The following is a 14,838-nucleotide window of genomic DNA, read 5'->3' as shown; positions in this document are numbered from 1 at the left end:
GTCCGGCGGCTCTTCTTCGTCATCTTCGCTCCTGATTCGCAGCAAGAATCCTCGCCGCTGTCAGGCAGAAAATCCACTCAAGCTACTGTCCGAATTTGCGGGGCCAGCTCTCTTGACGCCGGCTGCGCCGGTCGTCCCGGTGAAGTTGGTGCCCGTGATCACCACCGAAGTGCCGCCGGCGAGCGGCCCGGTCGTCGGTGAAATCGACGTCACCGTGGGGCTGGGTAGATTGATCGTGAACGTGTAAGGGGTGTTCGCGATCGAACTGCCGGAGCAGCCCACGTTGAAATCGCTGCAGCCCGGCGTGTAATACAGGGTGATCGAGTCCTGTCCGCCACCTGTCTTGCTGTTCAGCGTAATATCGATCTCGGCTTGGCCAGCCTTCGCGGATTGACCGTTTTGGTTCGGGTTGGTTGGATGAAATGTGTAAGTTGCCTTTGACGTGGTCGGACTATAATCGGCCGCTGTGAGCAGTGGGCTGCCCGAATGGCCGCTCGAATTTGCGATCGGTGCATTGTAAAAGGCGTCTGTGCCCGCGACGGAATAGACGCCGTATACAACCGAGTCGTCGGCCGCGGCGGCGCCAACGGTCAAACACAGGCGATAGATCTGACCGACCGACGTGAAGTTGATGGTCACGCCCGACGTCGAATCCGTCGTTTGATCGCAAGCCGCATTCGCCGCTGCCATCGCGCCGAGCATCACGACGGCCGCGATGCAGATGCGTTGAGCCGCGCGCCAGAGAGAGCGCAATAGCCGCGAAGGCTTAGCTTCACCATCGCGTGTCGGGACCGCCAATTCCCCGACTTTCTCTGGAATGGCCACCGCAATTGCGTGACTCACCGGCCCCCCTTGGCGGCGGCTCTCGATAGAGCATCCGCCTAAAATCCCTGATTGTGAAATAATTCGCCTATATCGTTGCGTGCATTTGACGGGACGCGGTGCGCAACGCAAGCGAGCGAGCCAGCCAAACGGCCGAAACCAAATCGCGGGCACTACTTTCCGGCGAACCGTTGCATAGCGGCAACAAAAGCGTGCTTTGATGGCAATCGACGGAAACGCTTGACGTGTCAATTTATGGTTGCGCTTGCGCTTGACTGTCGACGCTGGCTGTTCAACAATCTCGGCGAGTGGGCCGTAATAAATTCATTCTTTAATTTAAGTGCTGCCGTCGTGGTTTGCATCATCACGCGACGGGTCGTTAGATTTTTGGGGGAGGGGTCATGCCGTTACAGCCGGTTCTCGGACAAATCATGCCTTTTGCGGGCGCAGTGATTCCCAGAGGTTGGGCGCTGTGTAACGGTGCGCTGCTGGCCATCCAGCAAAATGCCGCGCTGTTCTCGCTGCTCGGCACCTATTATGGCGGGAATGGAGTGACGACGTTTGGACTCCCGGATCTCCGCGGTCGCTCGATCCTCGGCTCGAGTGGCGCCGGCCAATATCCCGTGGGCATGACCGGCGGATCGTATATGGCCAGCCTCAATGCGCAGCAGCTCCCGGCCCACAATCATCTCATTCAAGTGTCCGCAGCGGTTGGAGGAGGCGGACGCGGGGCCGTCCCTCCCACAGGCAACGTCTTCGCGACAAACTCGCTGCCGGCGACCAATCCGACGAAGATTTTTGCCACGGCCGGGAGCGGCGACACGCCATTGGCGACCGCCACCAATCTGGTGAACGAAGGCGGCAACCAGCCGCATAACAACATGCAGCCCTATCTCACGATCAGCTATCTGATCGCGACGCAGGGGATTTTCCCGTCGCGAAGCTGAGCGGCTGCACGGCCGCATTTTCGCAAACGTAATCCGTCCACTTCAGTTTTCCCACATTCGCGCATTCGCCGATCGGATCGGAACGGGCGCACACCAAAGGATCATATGCGATGGCAGATCCGTTTCTCGGCGAGATCAGGTTGTTTGGCTTTCCGCGGGTGCCGGACGGCTGGTTCGCCTGCAATGGACAGTCGGTCTCGATTGCCCAGTTTGAGACGCTTTACGCCGTGATCGGCACCACCTATGGCGGCGATGGCGTCAACACGTTCAACCTTCCCGATCTACGCGGCCGTGTGCCGATCGGACAGGGACAGGGGACAGGCCTTCCGAACTATACGCTGGGCCAGCCCGGGGGTGAGGAGAACCACACCCTGATCGAAGCCGAAATGCCGACCCACAGTCATGCGCTGATGTCCTCGACCGCGACGGCAACGGATGTAACGCCCGGGCCGACCCTCCATCTTGCCACGGCGTCAGCAGGTGAACTCTACGCACCGATTGCAAACGCCGGGACGTACTCCACGATGGCCCCCTGCGTCGCCACTTCGGGCAACAGCATCGGGCACAACAACATGATGCCGAGCGTGGTTGCCAATTACTGCATTTGCTTAGGCTGCGCACGCATCCGTATTCAGTCTCAAGGAAAGACAACATGTCAGATCCGTTCGTCGGAGAAATCCAGGCTTTTACGTTTCCTTTTGCGGTCGGCGGCTTCAACAGCGCCTGGCTGCCGTGCGGCGGCCAGCTCCTGCCAATTCAGGGTTACAGTGCGTTATTTGCACTCATCGGTACCTATTACGGCGGCAATGGCACGACCAATTTCGCCTTGCCGAACCTGAACGGTTCGGTCGCGATCGGCCAGGGGCAAGGTCCGGGATTGCAAAATTATGTCGTCGGCGAGACCGTCGGCAGTTCGACGGTGACGCTGATCGGCGACAACATGGCGAGGCACACGCACGCCCTGCAACTCGGCAACAAGGGTGCGACAGGCGCTACGGCAGGTCCCGGGGCGGCGGGGACCACGGTTGCGATCGACCCGAACTTCACCGGCTTCACGGCGCCACCCGGCAGTCTCACCTTGGTGCCAAGCGCCGTCACACTCACCGGGCAGAACCTGCCGCACGACAACATGCAGCCGACCCAGGCGATCGTCTGGTGTATCGCCTATGCGGGAATCTTTCCGGCTTTCGGCAGCTCCTGAACGATCTTGAGTGCGCGATGTCATGATCGACGGCGCGCCGCTCGACATCGTCCCGGACGATCCGGCCCTTCGGCTTCGGCCCGGAAGCCCGATCGACGAGCCGTTCATCCGGCGTCTCTTCGAGGAGGTGCGGACAGGGCAATTCACCGCGACCGGATTGTCCGGGCCGATCGTCGGCCAGATCATCGCGCAACAGTTCCGCAGCCAGGCGGCCGGCTATGCCGCGCAGTTTCCGGGGGCGATCTCGCTGATCGTCACACAGGACGGGAACGCGATCGGCCGGCTGCTGCTTCATTGCGAAAGCGAGCACTGGCACATCATCGACATCGCGCTGCTGCCGGCCGATTGCGGTCGCGGCGCAGGCACGAAGATCCTCGACGCTTTCGAAGCGAGCGCACGGCAGCAGGGTGTCGGCGCGCTGACGCTCTCGGTGCTCGCGGACAATCCGGCCGCGCACAGGCTTTACCTGCGGCGAGGATTTGCCGAGACCGGGCAGGCGGGCGCCGCCCATATCGCGATGAAAAAGGATCTCGGCTAACGCACAGTCGCCTCGCGCAGGAACTTCAGCAGCGCAGCATTGACCTCGTCGGACCGCTCCTGCTGGACCCAATGGCCGGCGCCCTCGATGATCAGCTTCCGCGTCAGATTGGGCAGCACGCGCTCGAGCTCGTTGACGCGCTTGGCGCCGATCAGGCCGGTGATGACGGCGTCTTTCGAACGGCAATGAAGAGCGATGGCTGATGGATCTGCGCGTCCTGCCAGGGCGCCGTCAGCTCCCAGTTGCGGTCGAGGTTGCGATACCAGTTCAGCCCGCCGCGGAAGCCGGACTTGCGGAAACTTTCGGTGAAATAGGCGAGGTCAGCCTCGCTGAGCCAGTTGGGCAGCGGCTCCTCGGCGAGCGCGTGACCGAGAAAGCCCTTGCCCTCCTGGACGAACATCGCGGCGCTGGGATCGGCAAGGCCGCGCCCGCCGAGCACGATGCGCATGGTGCGGGCGATGTCACGCTCGAACTCGGCCTCGGCGACGCCGGGTGTCTGGAAATACTGCCAGTAGAAATTGGTGACGCCGCCCTGGCGCGGCAGATCGAGCGGCTTGCCGCGGCCGCGGAATGGCGGCGGCACGCTCAGGCCCGCCACCGCCGTGAAGATGTCGGGCCGGAACAACGCCGCATGCCAGGCGACCGGCGCGCCCCAGTCGTGGCCGACCACCATCGCCTTGCTCTCGCCGAGCGCGTGCACGAGGCCAACGACGTCGCCGACCGTGTCGAAGATCGAGTAGGCGGCGACGTCCGCCGGCGCCGCGCTCTGGCCGTAGCCGCGCATGTCGGGGGCAACGACGTGGAAACCGGCGTCCGCCAGCGCCGGGATCTGGTGGCGCCAGGAGTAGGATAGCTCGGGCCAGCCGTGGCACAGCACCACCAGCGGACCCTGGCCGGCCTCGCGGATGAACAGGTCGATCCCGTTGGCCTTGATCACGCGGGTGGACAACATCGCTTTTCCGCCTTGTTTCAGGGGTTTGGTCGGGAAATATCAGGTGCCACGATAGGGGCGCGCCGAGAATCGTGCAATCTCGGGTTCGGCGGCCAGCCCCGTGTTGTTCGCACCGGTTCCTGCTGTTAGAACGCCGCTCTCAGGGCTTCGCCATGGCATTTCGTCTTTTTCCGCTCGGTCGCACCCGGTTCTCCGCCGGTGCGCTGGCGCGCGGGCTGATCGCGGCGGTTCTGGTGGCGGGCATCGGCTGGGGCGGGGCCCTCTACGCCGCCAACCAGAGCATCCAGGGTGCCAAGAAAGCCGAGGATTCCGGCTTCGATGGCGACGCCCCCACCGCGATCCTGATCGAGGCCTCCAGCGGCAGCGTGCTGTTCGAGAAGAACGCCGACGAGCTGCGCGCGCCCTCCAGCATGATGAAGCTGATGACGGCGGAAGTCGTCTTCAATGCCATCAAGAAGGGCGACATCAAGCCGACCGACGAGTACCGGATCAGCGAGAACGCCTGGCGCAAGGGCGGGGCGCCCTCGGGCGGCTCGACCATGTTCGCCGCCATCAACAGCAAGGTTTCGGTCGATGACCTCCTGCATGGTGCGATCATCCAGAGCGGCAATGACGCCTGCATCGCGCTGGCCGAGGGCATTGCCGGCAATGAGAAGATCTTTGCCGCCGACTTCATGACCAAGCGTGCCCGCGAGCTCGGCATAACGAAGTCGACCTTCGGCAATTCCAACGGCCTGCCCGATCCCGGCAACAAGATGACGGTGCGCGAGCTCGGCATCCTCGCGCGCCACATCATTCTCGACTTCCCCGAATTCTACAAACTGTTCGGCGAGAAGGAGTACACCTGGAACAAGATCCGCCAGCCGAACCGCAATCCTCTGCTCAATTCGATGGAAGGCGCCGACGGTCTGAAGACCGGCTACACCAAGGAAGGCGGCTACGGCATGGTCGGCTCGGCCGTGCAGAACGGCACGCGGCTGATCGTGGTCGTCAATGGCCTGGAAGATCCTGAGGATCGCGCCACCGAAGCCAAGAAGATGCTGGAATGGGGCTTTCGCAATTTCGAGACCCGCACCCTGATCGCGGCCGACCAGCAGGTTGGCTACGCAAAAGTGTTTGGCGGCGAGAGCCGCTCGGTCAAGCTCGTCGCCAAGACGCCCGTCAAGGTGATGGTGCACAAGAACGGCAGCGACAAGCTGATTGCGCGCATCGTCTATAGCGGACCGGTGCGCGCGCCGATCGAAGCCGGCCAGAAGGTCGGCGTGGTCAAGGTCTGGCGCAGCGGCAATATCGCGGTGGAGACGCCCGTCTATGCCGCCGAAGCGATCGGCACCGGCTCGACCATGCGCCGCGCGATCGACGGTGCCAGCGAGCTCGTGATCGGCATGTTCCGCGCGGGCGCCGAGAAGCTCTGATCATGAGTGAGAGCGCAGCACAGCGACCGTCCGGACGCGGACGCTTCATCACCTTTGAAGGCGGCGAGGGCACCGGCAAGTCGACCCAGATCAAGAAGCTCGCCGACCGCCTCACTGCGGCCAGGATGCGCACCCTCGTCACGCGCGAGCCCGGCGGCTCGCCGGGTGCCGAGATCATGCGTCACCTGGTGCTGTCGGGGATGGGCAAGCTGCTCGGGCCCGAAGCCGAGACGCTGCTGTTCGCGGCCGCTCGCGACGATCATGTCCGCACCGTGATCCAGCCTGCGCTCAATCGGGGCGCCTGGGTGCTGTGCGACCGCTTCGCCGACTCGACGCGGGCGTATCAAGGCAGCCTCGGCCGCGTGCCGATGGGCCTGATCAACGCGATGCAGCGGGTCACGATCGGCAATCTCAAGCCGGACCTCACCCTCATCCTCGATTTGCCGGTCGAGATTGGATTGCAGCGCGCCGCCGTGCGTCGTGGTAGCGGCACACCTGACAGGTTCGAGGGCGAGCAGCTCAGCTTCCACCAGGGCCTGCGCGAGGCCTATCGCAAGATCGCCGAGGACGATCCCGGCCGTTGCGTCCTGATCGATGCCAATTCCGATCCCGACACGGTTGCTGGACGAGTCTGGACGGCGCTGCGCGACCGTCTTCTCCCAACCCCTGCATCGGTGGTTTCCCTATGAGCCCGCGCCAGGCCGAACGCGAAACCGCCATTCCGCATCCGCGCGAGACGAGCCTTCTGTTCGGCCATCGCGAGGCCGAGACGGCGCTGCTCGCGGCCTATCGCAGCGGGCGCATCCCGCATGCCTGGCTGATCGGCGGGCCGCAGGGGATCGGCAAGGCGACGCTGGCCTATCGCATGGCGCGCTTCGTGCTTTCCAACGGCCAGCCGCTGGCGCCGTCCGTGCAGCAAGCCCAGACCCTCGCGATCGATCCTGATAACGCCGTGGCGCGGCAGGTTGCGGCCAGCTCGCATGGCGGGCTGTTGACGCTGGAACGCACCGCCAACGATCGCGGCGTGATGCGCACCGTGATCACCGTGGACGAGACGCGGGAGACGATCGGTTTTTTCGGCTCGACTGCCGCGGCAGAGGGCTGGCGCGTCTGCATCGTCGACACCGTCGACGAGCTCAACCCGAATGCCGCCAACGCGCTGCTGAAAATCCTCGAGGAACCGCCGCAGCAGTCGCTGTTCCTCCTGGTCAGCCACGCACCGGCGCGCGTGCTCGCCACGATCCAGTCGCGCTGCCGCAAGCTGCGCCTGCGCCCGCTCGGCACGGATGATGTGATCGGCGCCGCAGCTTCGACGGCTGACCTCGATCCGAGCGATCCGGCGCTGCGCGAGGCCGCGGAGGCCTCCGAGGGCAGCGTCGCGCGGGCGCTGACGCTGCTCGGCGGCGATGCCCTGAAGCTGCAGCAGCGCACGGCGGCGCTGCTCGCGCGCCTGCCACAGGTCGATCCGCGCGAATTGCACACGCTCGGCGATTCGCTCGGCACCAGTGACCGCGTCGCGCTGGCGGCCTTCATCGACGGTATCGATCGCTGGATCGCGGAACGCCTGCACTCCGACGAGGCCAATGCCAACCAGAATCTGCCGCGCCTTGCGCGCCTAGCTGAGGTATGGGAAAAGATCGTCCGCGCCGCGCGCGACACCGAAACCTACAATCTGGAGCGAAAGCCCTTGGTTTTCTCGGTGTTCGGCTGGCTGGCGGACGCAACGCGCTAGGCGCAGGTCCGTTTCCAAATTTTTAGAAGCCGGTAGAGGAAATTCGTCGTGGCCACGCGAGCTAAAAAATCCGTCAAGCGCAAGAGCGGCAAGAAGGCCGCGAAGAAGGCCACCAAAAAGGCCGCGAAGGCGCATGCAGGTGCCAAGAAGGTCAAGAAGACCAAGAAGGCAGCAGCCAAGAAGGGCGTGAAGAAAAGCGCTGCGAAGACGACAAAGAAGGCCGGCAAGAAAGCCGCGAAGAAGCAGGTCGTCGCCAAGAAGGCGGTGAAGAAAGCAGCCAAAAAGGCAGCCAAGTCTCCGGCGAAGAACAAGGCTCCGGCGAAGAAGGTCGCCAAGAAAGCGAAAGTGACCGCGCCTGCCGTGACCGCCGCACCGGCTCCTGTCGCCACGCCGCCGAAGGTTGTGAAGCCGAAGGTGTCGATGCCCAAGGTGTCGAAGTCTGAGGCGCCGCCTGCGCCGAAGCCCGTCGCCGCTCCGCAAGCCGCAACTCCCGTTGCTGCGTCGGCGCGCGACAACGTCTTCTACATCTCGACCGCCATCGCCTATCCCAACGGCAGCCCGCATATCGGCCACGCCTATGAGGCGATCTCGGCCGACGTGCTGGCGCGCTTTGCGCGGCTCGACGGCAAGGACGTGTTCTTCCTGACCGGCACCGACGAGCACGGTCAGAAGATGGTCCAGACCGCGCAGAACGAGGGCCTGACCCCATCCGTGCTCGCGACCCGCAATGCCGGCCGCTTCAAGGAGATGGACGAGCGTCTGAACGTGTCGTTCGACCGCTTCATCCGCACCACCGAAGAGCAGCACCATCGCTCCAGCCAGGAAATCTGGCGGCGCATGGAAGCGAATGGCGACATCTACGCCGACACCTATGCCGGCTGGTACTCGGTGCGCGACGAGGCGTATTACGCCGAGGACGAGACGCGCCTGAACGACGACGGCGTGCGCCTCGGTCCGCAAGGCACGCCGGTCGAATGGGTCGAGGAGAAGAGCTATTTCTTCCGCCTGTCGGCCTATCAGGACAAGCTTCTGAAGCTCTACGAAGATCATCCTGAATTCATTGGCCCGGACTCGCGCAAGAACGAGGTGGTGAGCTTCGTCCGCGGCGGCCTGCGCGATCTCTCGATCTCGCGCACGACCTTCGATTGGGGCGTGAAAGTGCCCAGCGACGAAGAGCACGTGATGTATGTCTGGGTCGACGCGCTGACCAATTACATCACCGGCGTCGGATTCCCCGACGAGAGCGACAAGAACTGGCGCTACTGGCCGGCCGACGTGCACATCATCGGCAAGGACATCATCCGCTTCCACGCGGTCTACTGGCCCGCATTCCTGATGTCGGCCGGCATTTCGCTGCCGAAGAGGGTCTATGCCCATGGCTTCCTGTTCAACAGGGGCGAGAAGATGTCGAAGTCGGTCGGCAATGTCGTCGACCCCTTCAATCTTGCCGACCAGTATGGCGTCGACCAGATGCGCTATTTCTTCCTGCGCGAGGTCTCGTATGGCCAGGACGGCAACTACAACCACGAAGCCATCGTCGCGCGCATCAATGCCGATCTCGCCAATGACCTCGGCAACCTCGCGCAGCGCTCGCTGTCGATGATCGCCAAGCAGCTCGGCGGCGTGCTGCCGGAGCCGGGCGAGTTCAGCGACAACGACAAGGCGATTCTGGCGATGGCGGACGGCATGATCGCCGCATCGCGCGAAGCGATGACGACGCAGCAGATCCATCACTGGCTCAACGCCGTGTGGGCCGTGGTCGCGGAGGCTAACCGCTATTTCGCGGGCGAGGCGCCGTGGGCGCTCTCCAAGACCGATCCTGTCAGGCAGAAGACAGTGCTCTATGTCACCGCCGAAGTCGTGCGCCAGATCGCGATCCTGGCCCAGCCGGCGATGCCGACGGCCTCGGACCAGCTGCTCGACAGCCTCGGCATTCCCGCGGGCGAGCGGAACTTCGCGATGCTCGGGGGCGCCAAACGGATCGCGCCAGGCTCGACGCTGCCGGCGCCGACACCGGCGTTCCCGCGCTACATCGAGCCGGCGGCCTAGGGCGTTCGGGCGGTGCTGGTCGACAGCCACTGCCATCTGGATTTTCCGGACTTTGCGGAAGATCTCGACGGGATCGTCTCGCGTGCACGTGCGGCCGGCATCGGCCGTATGGTCACGATCTCCACGCGGGTGCGAAAGCTCAATCAGCTCCTGGCCATCGCTGAGCGCTACGACGACGTCTACTGCTCGGTCGGCACCCATCCGCACAACGCGGACGAGGAAGACGGCATCTCGCCGGACGAGCTGATCGGGTTGACCGGGCATCCCAAGGTGGTCGCGCTCGGCGAGGCCGGGCTCGACTATTTCTACGACAACGGCGCGCCGGAGGCGCAGGCGAGGGGCTTTCGCGCCCATATCGCGGCGGCCCGTGCGACCGGCCTGCCGCTGGTGATCCACACCCGCGAGGCGGACGAGGATTGCAGCCGCATCCTGGAGGAGGAAGCGGCCAAGGGATCGTTTCGTGCCGTGCTGCATTGCTACACGGGCGGGCGCGAGCTGGCGCTGGAGGCGGTGTCGCTCGGGCTCTATATCGGCTTCACGGGCATCCTGACCTTCAAGAAATCGGAGACCCTGCGCGCGCTTGCGGCTGAACTGCCGTCGGACCGTATTCTGGTTGAAACAGACTCGCCCTATCTTGCGCCCGGCAAGTTCCGGGGCAAACGCAACGAGCCGGCCTATGTGGTCGAGGTCGCCAAGGTGCTCGCCGAAACGCGCGGCGTGTCGCTCGATGAGATCTCACGCCAGACCACCGAAAACTTCTTCCGCCTGTTCTCCAAGGTGAAATCTTAGGACTGGGAGCCGCATGACGCTGACGCTGACGATCCTGGGCTGCGGCTCCTCCGCCGGCGTGCCGCGCCCGGCACTCGGCTGGGGCGCCTGCGATCCCAACAATCCAAAGAACCGCCGCCGCCGCTGCTCGCTGCTGGTCGAGCAGACATCAAGCCACGGCACCACGCGCATCGTGATCGACACCTCGCCGGACCTGCGCGAGCAGCTCATCGATACCAATGTCGACCACATCGACGCGGTGTTCCTGACTCATGAGCATGCCGACCAGACCCACGGCATGGACGATCTGCGCTCCGTCGTGCTCCACATGCGCAAGCGCATTCCGGTCCATTTCAATCAGTCGACCGCGAAAGACATCATGGCGCGGTTCTCCTATTGCTTCATCTCGCCCGAGGGCAGTGACTACCCGCCGATCCTGCACCGGCATTCGATCGAGGCCGGCGAAAGCCGGACCATCAGCGGCAAGGGCGGCGACGTGACCATGACCGCCTTCCTGGTCCAGCACGGCCAGATCCCGGCGCTCGGCTATCGTATCGGCAATGCCGCCTACACGCCCGACCTCAACGACATCCCGCGCGAGAGCTGGGGCGCGCTGGAGAATCTCGATCTCTGGATCGTCGACGGCTTGCGCTACACCCAGCATTCCAGCCATTTCAGCATCAACGATGCGCTGTCCTGGATCGAGCGCTTCAAGCCCAAGCGCGCCGTCATCACCAATATGACGGCGGATGTCGATTACGAGGTGATCAGGCAGAAACTGCCCGCGGGCGTGGTGCCGGCTTACGACGGCATGCGGCTCGACACGCACTGACCGCGCCGGCTCGGTTCAGGCCGAGATCGCCTTCGACGAGCCGACGTCGTTACGCAGCAGGAATTTCTGGATCTTGCCCGTGGACGTCTTCGGGATCGGGCCGAAGATGACCGCCTTCGGCGTCTTGAAGCCGCTCATATGCGTGCGGCAGAAGGCGATGATCTCGGCTTCGGTCGCGCTGGCGCCGTCCTTCAGTTCGACGAAGGCGCAGGGCACCTCGCCCCATTTCGGATCGGGCTTTGCGACGACGGCTGCGAACAGCACGGCCGGATGCTTGTAGAGGATGTCCTCGACCTCGACGGAGGAAATGTTCTCGCCGCCGGAAATGATGATGTCCTTGGAGCGATCCTTGATGATGACGTAACCGTGCTCGTCGAGCACGCCGAGGTCGCCGGTGTGAAACCAGCCGCCCTCGAAAGCTTCCTTCGTCGCCTTCTCGTTCTTGAGGTAGCCCTTCATCACGATGTTGCCGCGGAACATGACCTCGCCGATGGTCTCGCCGTCGCGGGGCACCTCCTGCATCGTCTGCGGATTGATGACGGTGACGCCTTCCTCGAGCGGGTAGGGCACGCCCTGCCGCCGCTTCATGCTGGCGCGCTCGGCTGCGGGCAGATCGTCCCAGCCGGGTTGCTCGGCGCAGACGGAGGCGGGGCCGTAGACCTCGGTCAGGCCGTAGACGTGCGTGAGCCTGATGCCGATGCTCTCCGCGCCTTCGAGCACCGCGACCGGCGGTGCGGCGCCGGCGATCAGGCCGACGACGCGGCGCGCGGCACTGCCCTTCGGCGCATCGGGTGCGTTGATCAGCGTGTTGTAGACGATCGGCGCGCCGCACATGTGGGTGACGCCGTGCTGCTTGATCAGCTCGAAGATTTTTGTGGGCTCGACCTTGCGCAGGCAGACATTGATACCGGCGGCCGCCGCGATGGTCCATGGGAAGCACCAGCCGTTGCAGTGGAACATCGGCAGCGTCCAGAGATAGACTGGATGCTGGCCGAGCTGGCCGGCGAGGATGTTGCTGACGGCGTTGAGATAGGCGCCGCGATGATGGGTGACGACGCCCTTGGGATTGCCCGTGGTGCCCGAAGTATAGCTCAGCGCGATGGCGTCCCATTCGTCGCCCGGCGGGATCGCCGCGAAGTCCGGATCGCCTTGCGCAACCGCCGCCTCATACTCGATCTCGCCGATGCGCTTGCCGCCCTTGAAAGCGGCGTCGTCGACGTCGACGACGAGCGGCTTCGGCCCCTTCATCTGCGCGAGCGCGTCGGTGATGACGGTCGAAAACTCCGGATCGACCAGGATGATCCTGGCGCCGCCATGATCGAGCTGAAACGCGATCGAAGGCGCATCGAGACGGATGTTGAGCGCATTGAGGACGGCGCCGGTCATGGGGACGGCGAAGTGCACCTCGTTCATCGCCGGAATGTTCGGCAGCATCGCCGCGACGGTATCGCCGACGCCGATGCCCTTGCCGCCGAGCCAGGACGCAAAGCGCTTGCAGCGCTCATGCGTCTCGCGCCATGTAAAGCTGCGGCCCTCATAGACCGCGCTGACGTGGTTGGGATAGACGGCGGCGCTGCGCGCGAGGAAGCTCAGCGGGCTCAGGGGGACGTAGTTGGCGGGGGTCTTGTCGAGGCCGATATTGTATTGGTTCTGCCGCTCACTCATCGACACCCTCCTCAAAAGCGTCTCAAAGGAATCCGATCGAGATCCAGGGGAAGATCGCGACGATGATCAATCCCACCAGCAGCGCCAGCAGATAGCCCCAGATCGGCCTGATGCCTTCGGCCGGGTCGACGCGTCCGATGGCGCAGGCGGCATAATAGCCGACCCCGAAGGGCGGGGCGAATAGTCCGATACCCATGGCGAGAATGATCACCATGGCATAGTGCACCTCGTGCACGCCGACGGCACGGGCGATCGGAAACAGCAGCGGCCCGAACAGCACGATTGCCGGAATGCCCTCGAGCACGCTGCCGAGGATGGTGAAGGCCAGGATAGACACGGCGATGAAGGTCGCAGGCCCCCCGGGCAATCCGGTCATGGCTGAAGCCAGCGAGCGCGAGAAGCCGGATTGGGTGAGCCCCCAGGCCATGCCGGTCGCCGTGCCGATGATCAGGAGGATCGCGCCGGACAGTGCCGCGGTCTCGACCAGCATGGGAAACAGCCGCCGCCAGTCGAAGCGGCGGTAGACGAGGAGGCCGACCAGGGTGCCATAGACGATGCCGATGGTGGAGACTTCGGTCGCGGTCGCAATGCCCTCGACCACGGCGTAGCGGATCACGAAGGGCAGCGCGAGCGCGGGCAGGGCGATGATGAAGGTCTTGCCGATCTCGCCACCTGTGGCGCGGCGGACATGGCTCATGTCCTCGTGGCGGTAGCGCCACCACACCAGCATGCAGAGCGTGATGGCGAGCACGACGCCGGGCAGCAGGCCGCCGGTGAAGAGGGCGGCGATCGAGACGCCCGTGACCGAGCCGATCGTGATCAGCACGAGGCTCGGCGGAATGGTCTCGGTTTGGGCGCCCGTAGCCGCAAGAAGCGCCACGAGGTCGCCGGGCTTGGCGCCGCGCTGCTTCATTTCCGGGAACAGCACGGGCGCCACCGCCGCCATGTCGGCCGCCTTGGCACCGGAGATGCCGGAGACGAGGTACATCGCGCCGACCAGCACGTAATGCAGGCCGCCGCGGACATGGCCGAGCAGGCTCGCCAGGAACGCGACCATGGCCCGCGCCATGCCGGTCATCTCGATCAGGAGCCCCAGGAACACGAACAGCGGCACCGAGAGCAGGATGAGGTGGCTCATGCCCTCGTCCATCCGCCCGACCAGCACCATCACCGGCGTCCGCGTGGTCAGCGCCAGATAGCCGAAGATCGCGAGGCCAAACCCGAACGCAATGGGAACGCCGGCAAAGACGCAGAAGCCGGCTACGCCGACGAAGAAGATGACGAGGTTGAGGTTGCCGAGCGGCCGCAGATAAGGCTGCGCCAGCCAGAACAGACCGACGATGACGGCAACTGATACCACCGCCGTCAGCACCATGCGGTAATCGGCGGCGCGCAGCAGCCGCAGCAGCCCGAACACCGCCATCAGGCAGATGCCGGCCGGCAACGCCGTGGCGCGCCACATGTTCGAGATCTGGAGCGCCGGCGTGGTGATGAAGCTTTCCTCAAAGGCGTATTCGGCGGATGGCCAGACGATCAGCGCCAGGAAGGCCAGCGCCGCACAGGTCGCGACCACGTCCAGATAGGCGCGCATGGCCGGCCGCGCGCTTGCGACGAGCGCCGTCATGCGCATGTGCTCGGAGCGGCGGAATGCGACCGCCGCGCCCAGCATGGCGAGCCACAGGAACAGGATCGAGGCGAGCTCATCCGACCAGATCAGCGGCCGGTGCACGACATAGCGTGCGACCACGCCGGCAAACAGGATCACGATCTCGGCGACGACCAGGATTGCCGCGGGGATCTCGACGGCGAGGCCGAGGAGGCGCTCCAGCGAGGCCAGCACAGAGGATCGGCGAGGGGGCTGAACAGCCACCTCGCCCACCACTTCGGTCGCCTCAACCTCGACATGAGCCATGACGG

Annotated in this window: 12 protein-coding genes and 2 pseudogenes; 10 read left to right on the top strand and 4 right to left on the bottom strand. The window is 64.5% G+C overall.

The window, feature by feature from the left end:
* Window positions 1–60 precede the first annotated feature (60 nt).
* Window positions 61–843 (bottom strand): IPT/TIG domain-containing protein, encoded by a 783-nt coding sequence (locus QJT78_RS06745; RefSeq protein WP_281460198.1) that lies wholly within the window; start codon window positions 841–843, stop codon window positions 61–63.
* A 380-nt stretch (window positions 844–1,223) separates the two neighbouring features.
* On the opposite strand from QJT78_RS06745, the gene QJT78_RS06740 reads away from it, so the two are divergent.
* From QJT78_RS06740 to QJT78_RS06725, 4 genes and pseudogenes are all read left to right on the top strand, one after another.
* A complete protein-coding gene (locus tag QJT78_RS06740; protein ID WP_028147517.1) occupies window positions 1,224–1,769 on the top strand; it encodes a tail fiber protein in 546 nt (181 codons plus the stop codon).
* A gap of 110 nt (window positions 1,770–1,879) precedes the next feature.
* Window positions 1,880–2,056: pseudogene (locus QJT78_RS06735) on the top strand (tail fiber protein); the annotation flags it as partial.
* Window positions 2,057–2,421: 365 nt separating this feature from the next.
* Window positions 2,422–2,970 (top strand): tail fiber protein, encoded by a 549-nt coding sequence (locus QJT78_RS06730; RefSeq protein ID WP_028147519.1) that lies wholly within the window; start codon window positions 2,422–2,424, stop codon window positions 2,968–2,970.
* A gap of 10 nt (window positions 2,971–2,980) precedes the next feature.
* A complete protein-coding gene (locus tag QJT78_RS06725; RefSeq protein ID WP_240537559.1) occupies window positions 2,981–3,508 on the top strand; it encodes a GNAT family N-acetyltransferase in 528 nt (175 codons plus the stop codon).
* On the opposite strand, the pseudogene QJT78_RS06720 reads toward QJT78_RS06725, so the two are convergent.
* A pseudogene (locus QJT78_RS06720) lies at window positions 3,505–4,460 on the bottom strand (alpha/beta hydrolase). The gene QJT78_RS06725 and the pseudogene QJT78_RS06720 sit on opposite strands and share 4 nt — an antisense overlap.
* 152 nt (window positions 4,461–4,612) lie before the next feature.
* On the opposite strand from QJT78_RS06720, the gene QJT78_RS06715 reads away from it, so the two are divergent.
* The 6 genes from QJT78_RS06715 to QJT78_RS06690 are packed head-to-tail and all read left to right on the top strand — an operon-like array spanning window position 4,613 to window position 11,256.
* On the top strand, window positions 4,613–5,875 hold the full coding sequence (locus QJT78_RS06715) for a D-alanyl-D-alanine carboxypeptidase family protein (RefSeq protein WP_028147522.1): 1,263 nt from the start codon (window positions 4,613–4,615) through the stop codon (window positions 5,873–5,875).
* A gap of 2 nt (window positions 5,876–5,877) precedes the next feature.
* On the top strand, window positions 5,878–6,564 hold the full coding sequence (gene tmk / locus QJT78_RS06710) for a dTMP kinase (protein ID WP_028147523.1): 687 nt from the start codon (window positions 5,878–5,880) through the stop codon (window positions 6,562–6,564).
* Window positions 6,561–7,607 (top strand): DNA polymerase III subunit delta', encoded by a 1,047-nt coding sequence (locus tag QJT78_RS06705; protein WP_028147524.1) that lies wholly within the window; start codon window positions 6,561–6,563, stop codon window positions 7,605–7,607. Before tmk ends, QJT78_RS06705 begins: the two co-directional genes overlap by 4 nt.
* A gap of 48 nt (window positions 7,608–7,655) precedes the next feature.
* Window positions 7,656–9,656, top strand: a complete 2,001-nt coding sequence (gene metG / locus QJT78_RS06700) for a methionine--tRNA ligase (protein WP_080586547.1) — start codon at window positions 7,656–7,658, stop codon at window positions 9,654–9,656.
* A 12-nt stretch (window positions 9,657–9,668) separates the two neighbouring features.
* On the top strand, window positions 9,669–10,445 hold the full coding sequence (locus tag QJT78_RS06695; RefSeq protein WP_028147526.1) for a TatD family hydrolase: 777 nt from the start codon (window positions 9,669–9,671) through the stop codon (window positions 10,443–10,445).
* A 13-nt stretch (window positions 10,446–10,458) separates the two neighbouring features.
* Window positions 10,459–11,256, top strand: a complete 798-nt coding sequence (locus tag QJT78_RS06690; RefSeq protein ID WP_028147527.1) for an MBL fold metallo-hydrolase — start codon at window positions 10,459–10,461, stop codon at window positions 11,254–11,256.
* 15 nt (window positions 11,257–11,271) lie between these two features.
* Here QJT78_RS06690 and QJT78_RS06685 read toward each other — a convergent pair whose 3' ends face one another.
* Window positions 11,272–12,921, bottom strand: coding sequence for an acyl-CoA synthetase (locus QJT78_RS06685; protein ID WP_028147528.1), 1,650 nt, complete (start codon window positions 12,919–12,921; stop codon window positions 11,272–11,274).
* A gap of 22 nt (window positions 12,922–12,943) precedes the next feature.
* Window positions 12,944–14,833, bottom strand: a complete 1,890-nt coding sequence (locus QJT78_RS06680) for a TRAP transporter large permease subunit (protein WP_028147529.1) — start codon at window positions 14,831–14,833, stop codon at window positions 12,944–12,946.
* Window positions 14,834–14,838 lie beyond the last annotated feature (5 nt).

The organism is Bradyrhizobium sp. Mp27 (assembly GCF_029953005.1).
GTDB classification, from domain to species: domain Bacteria; phylum Pseudomonadota; class Alphaproteobacteria; order Rhizobiales; family Xanthobacteraceae; genus Bradyrhizobium; species Bradyrhizobium barranii.
Note: the sequence above shows the minus strand (reverse complement) of the source record. Positions and strands in the feature narration are given on the sequence as shown.

Excerpts from the sequence above, each read along its gene's own strand:
- QJT78_RS06740 (WP_028147517.1), top strand. The coding sequence starts at position 1,224 with ATGCCGTTACAGCCGGTTCTCGGACAAATCATGCCTTTTGCGGGCGCA.
- QJT78_RS06730 (WP_028147519.1), top strand. The coding sequence starts at position 2,422 with ATGTCAGATCCGTTCGTCGGAGAAATCCAGGCTTTTACGTTTCCTTTT.
- QJT78_RS06715 (WP_028147522.1), top strand. The coding sequence starts at position 4,613 with ATGGCATTTCGTCTTTTTCCGCTCGGTCGCACCCGGTTCTCCGCCGGT.
- tmk (WP_028147523.1), top strand. The coding sequence starts at position 5,878 with ATGAGTGAGAGCGCAGCACAGCGACCGTCCGGACGCGGACGCTTCATC.
- QJT78_RS06705 (WP_028147524.1), top strand. The coding sequence starts at position 6,561 with ATGAGCCCGCGCCAGGCCGAACGCGAAACCGCCATTCCGCATCCGCGC.
- QJT78_RS06690 (WP_028147527.1), top strand. The coding sequence starts at position 10,459 with ATGACGCTGACGCTGACGATCCTGGGCTGCGGCTCCTCCGCCGGCGTG.
- QJT78_RS06685 (WP_028147528.1), bottom strand. The coding sequence starts at position 12,921 with ATGAGTGAGCGGCAGAACCAATACAATATCGGCCTCGACAAGACCCCC.
- QJT78_RS06680 (WP_028147529.1), bottom strand. The coding sequence starts at position 14,833 with ATGGCTCATGTCGAGGTTGAGGCGACCGAAGTGGTGGGCGAGGTGGCT.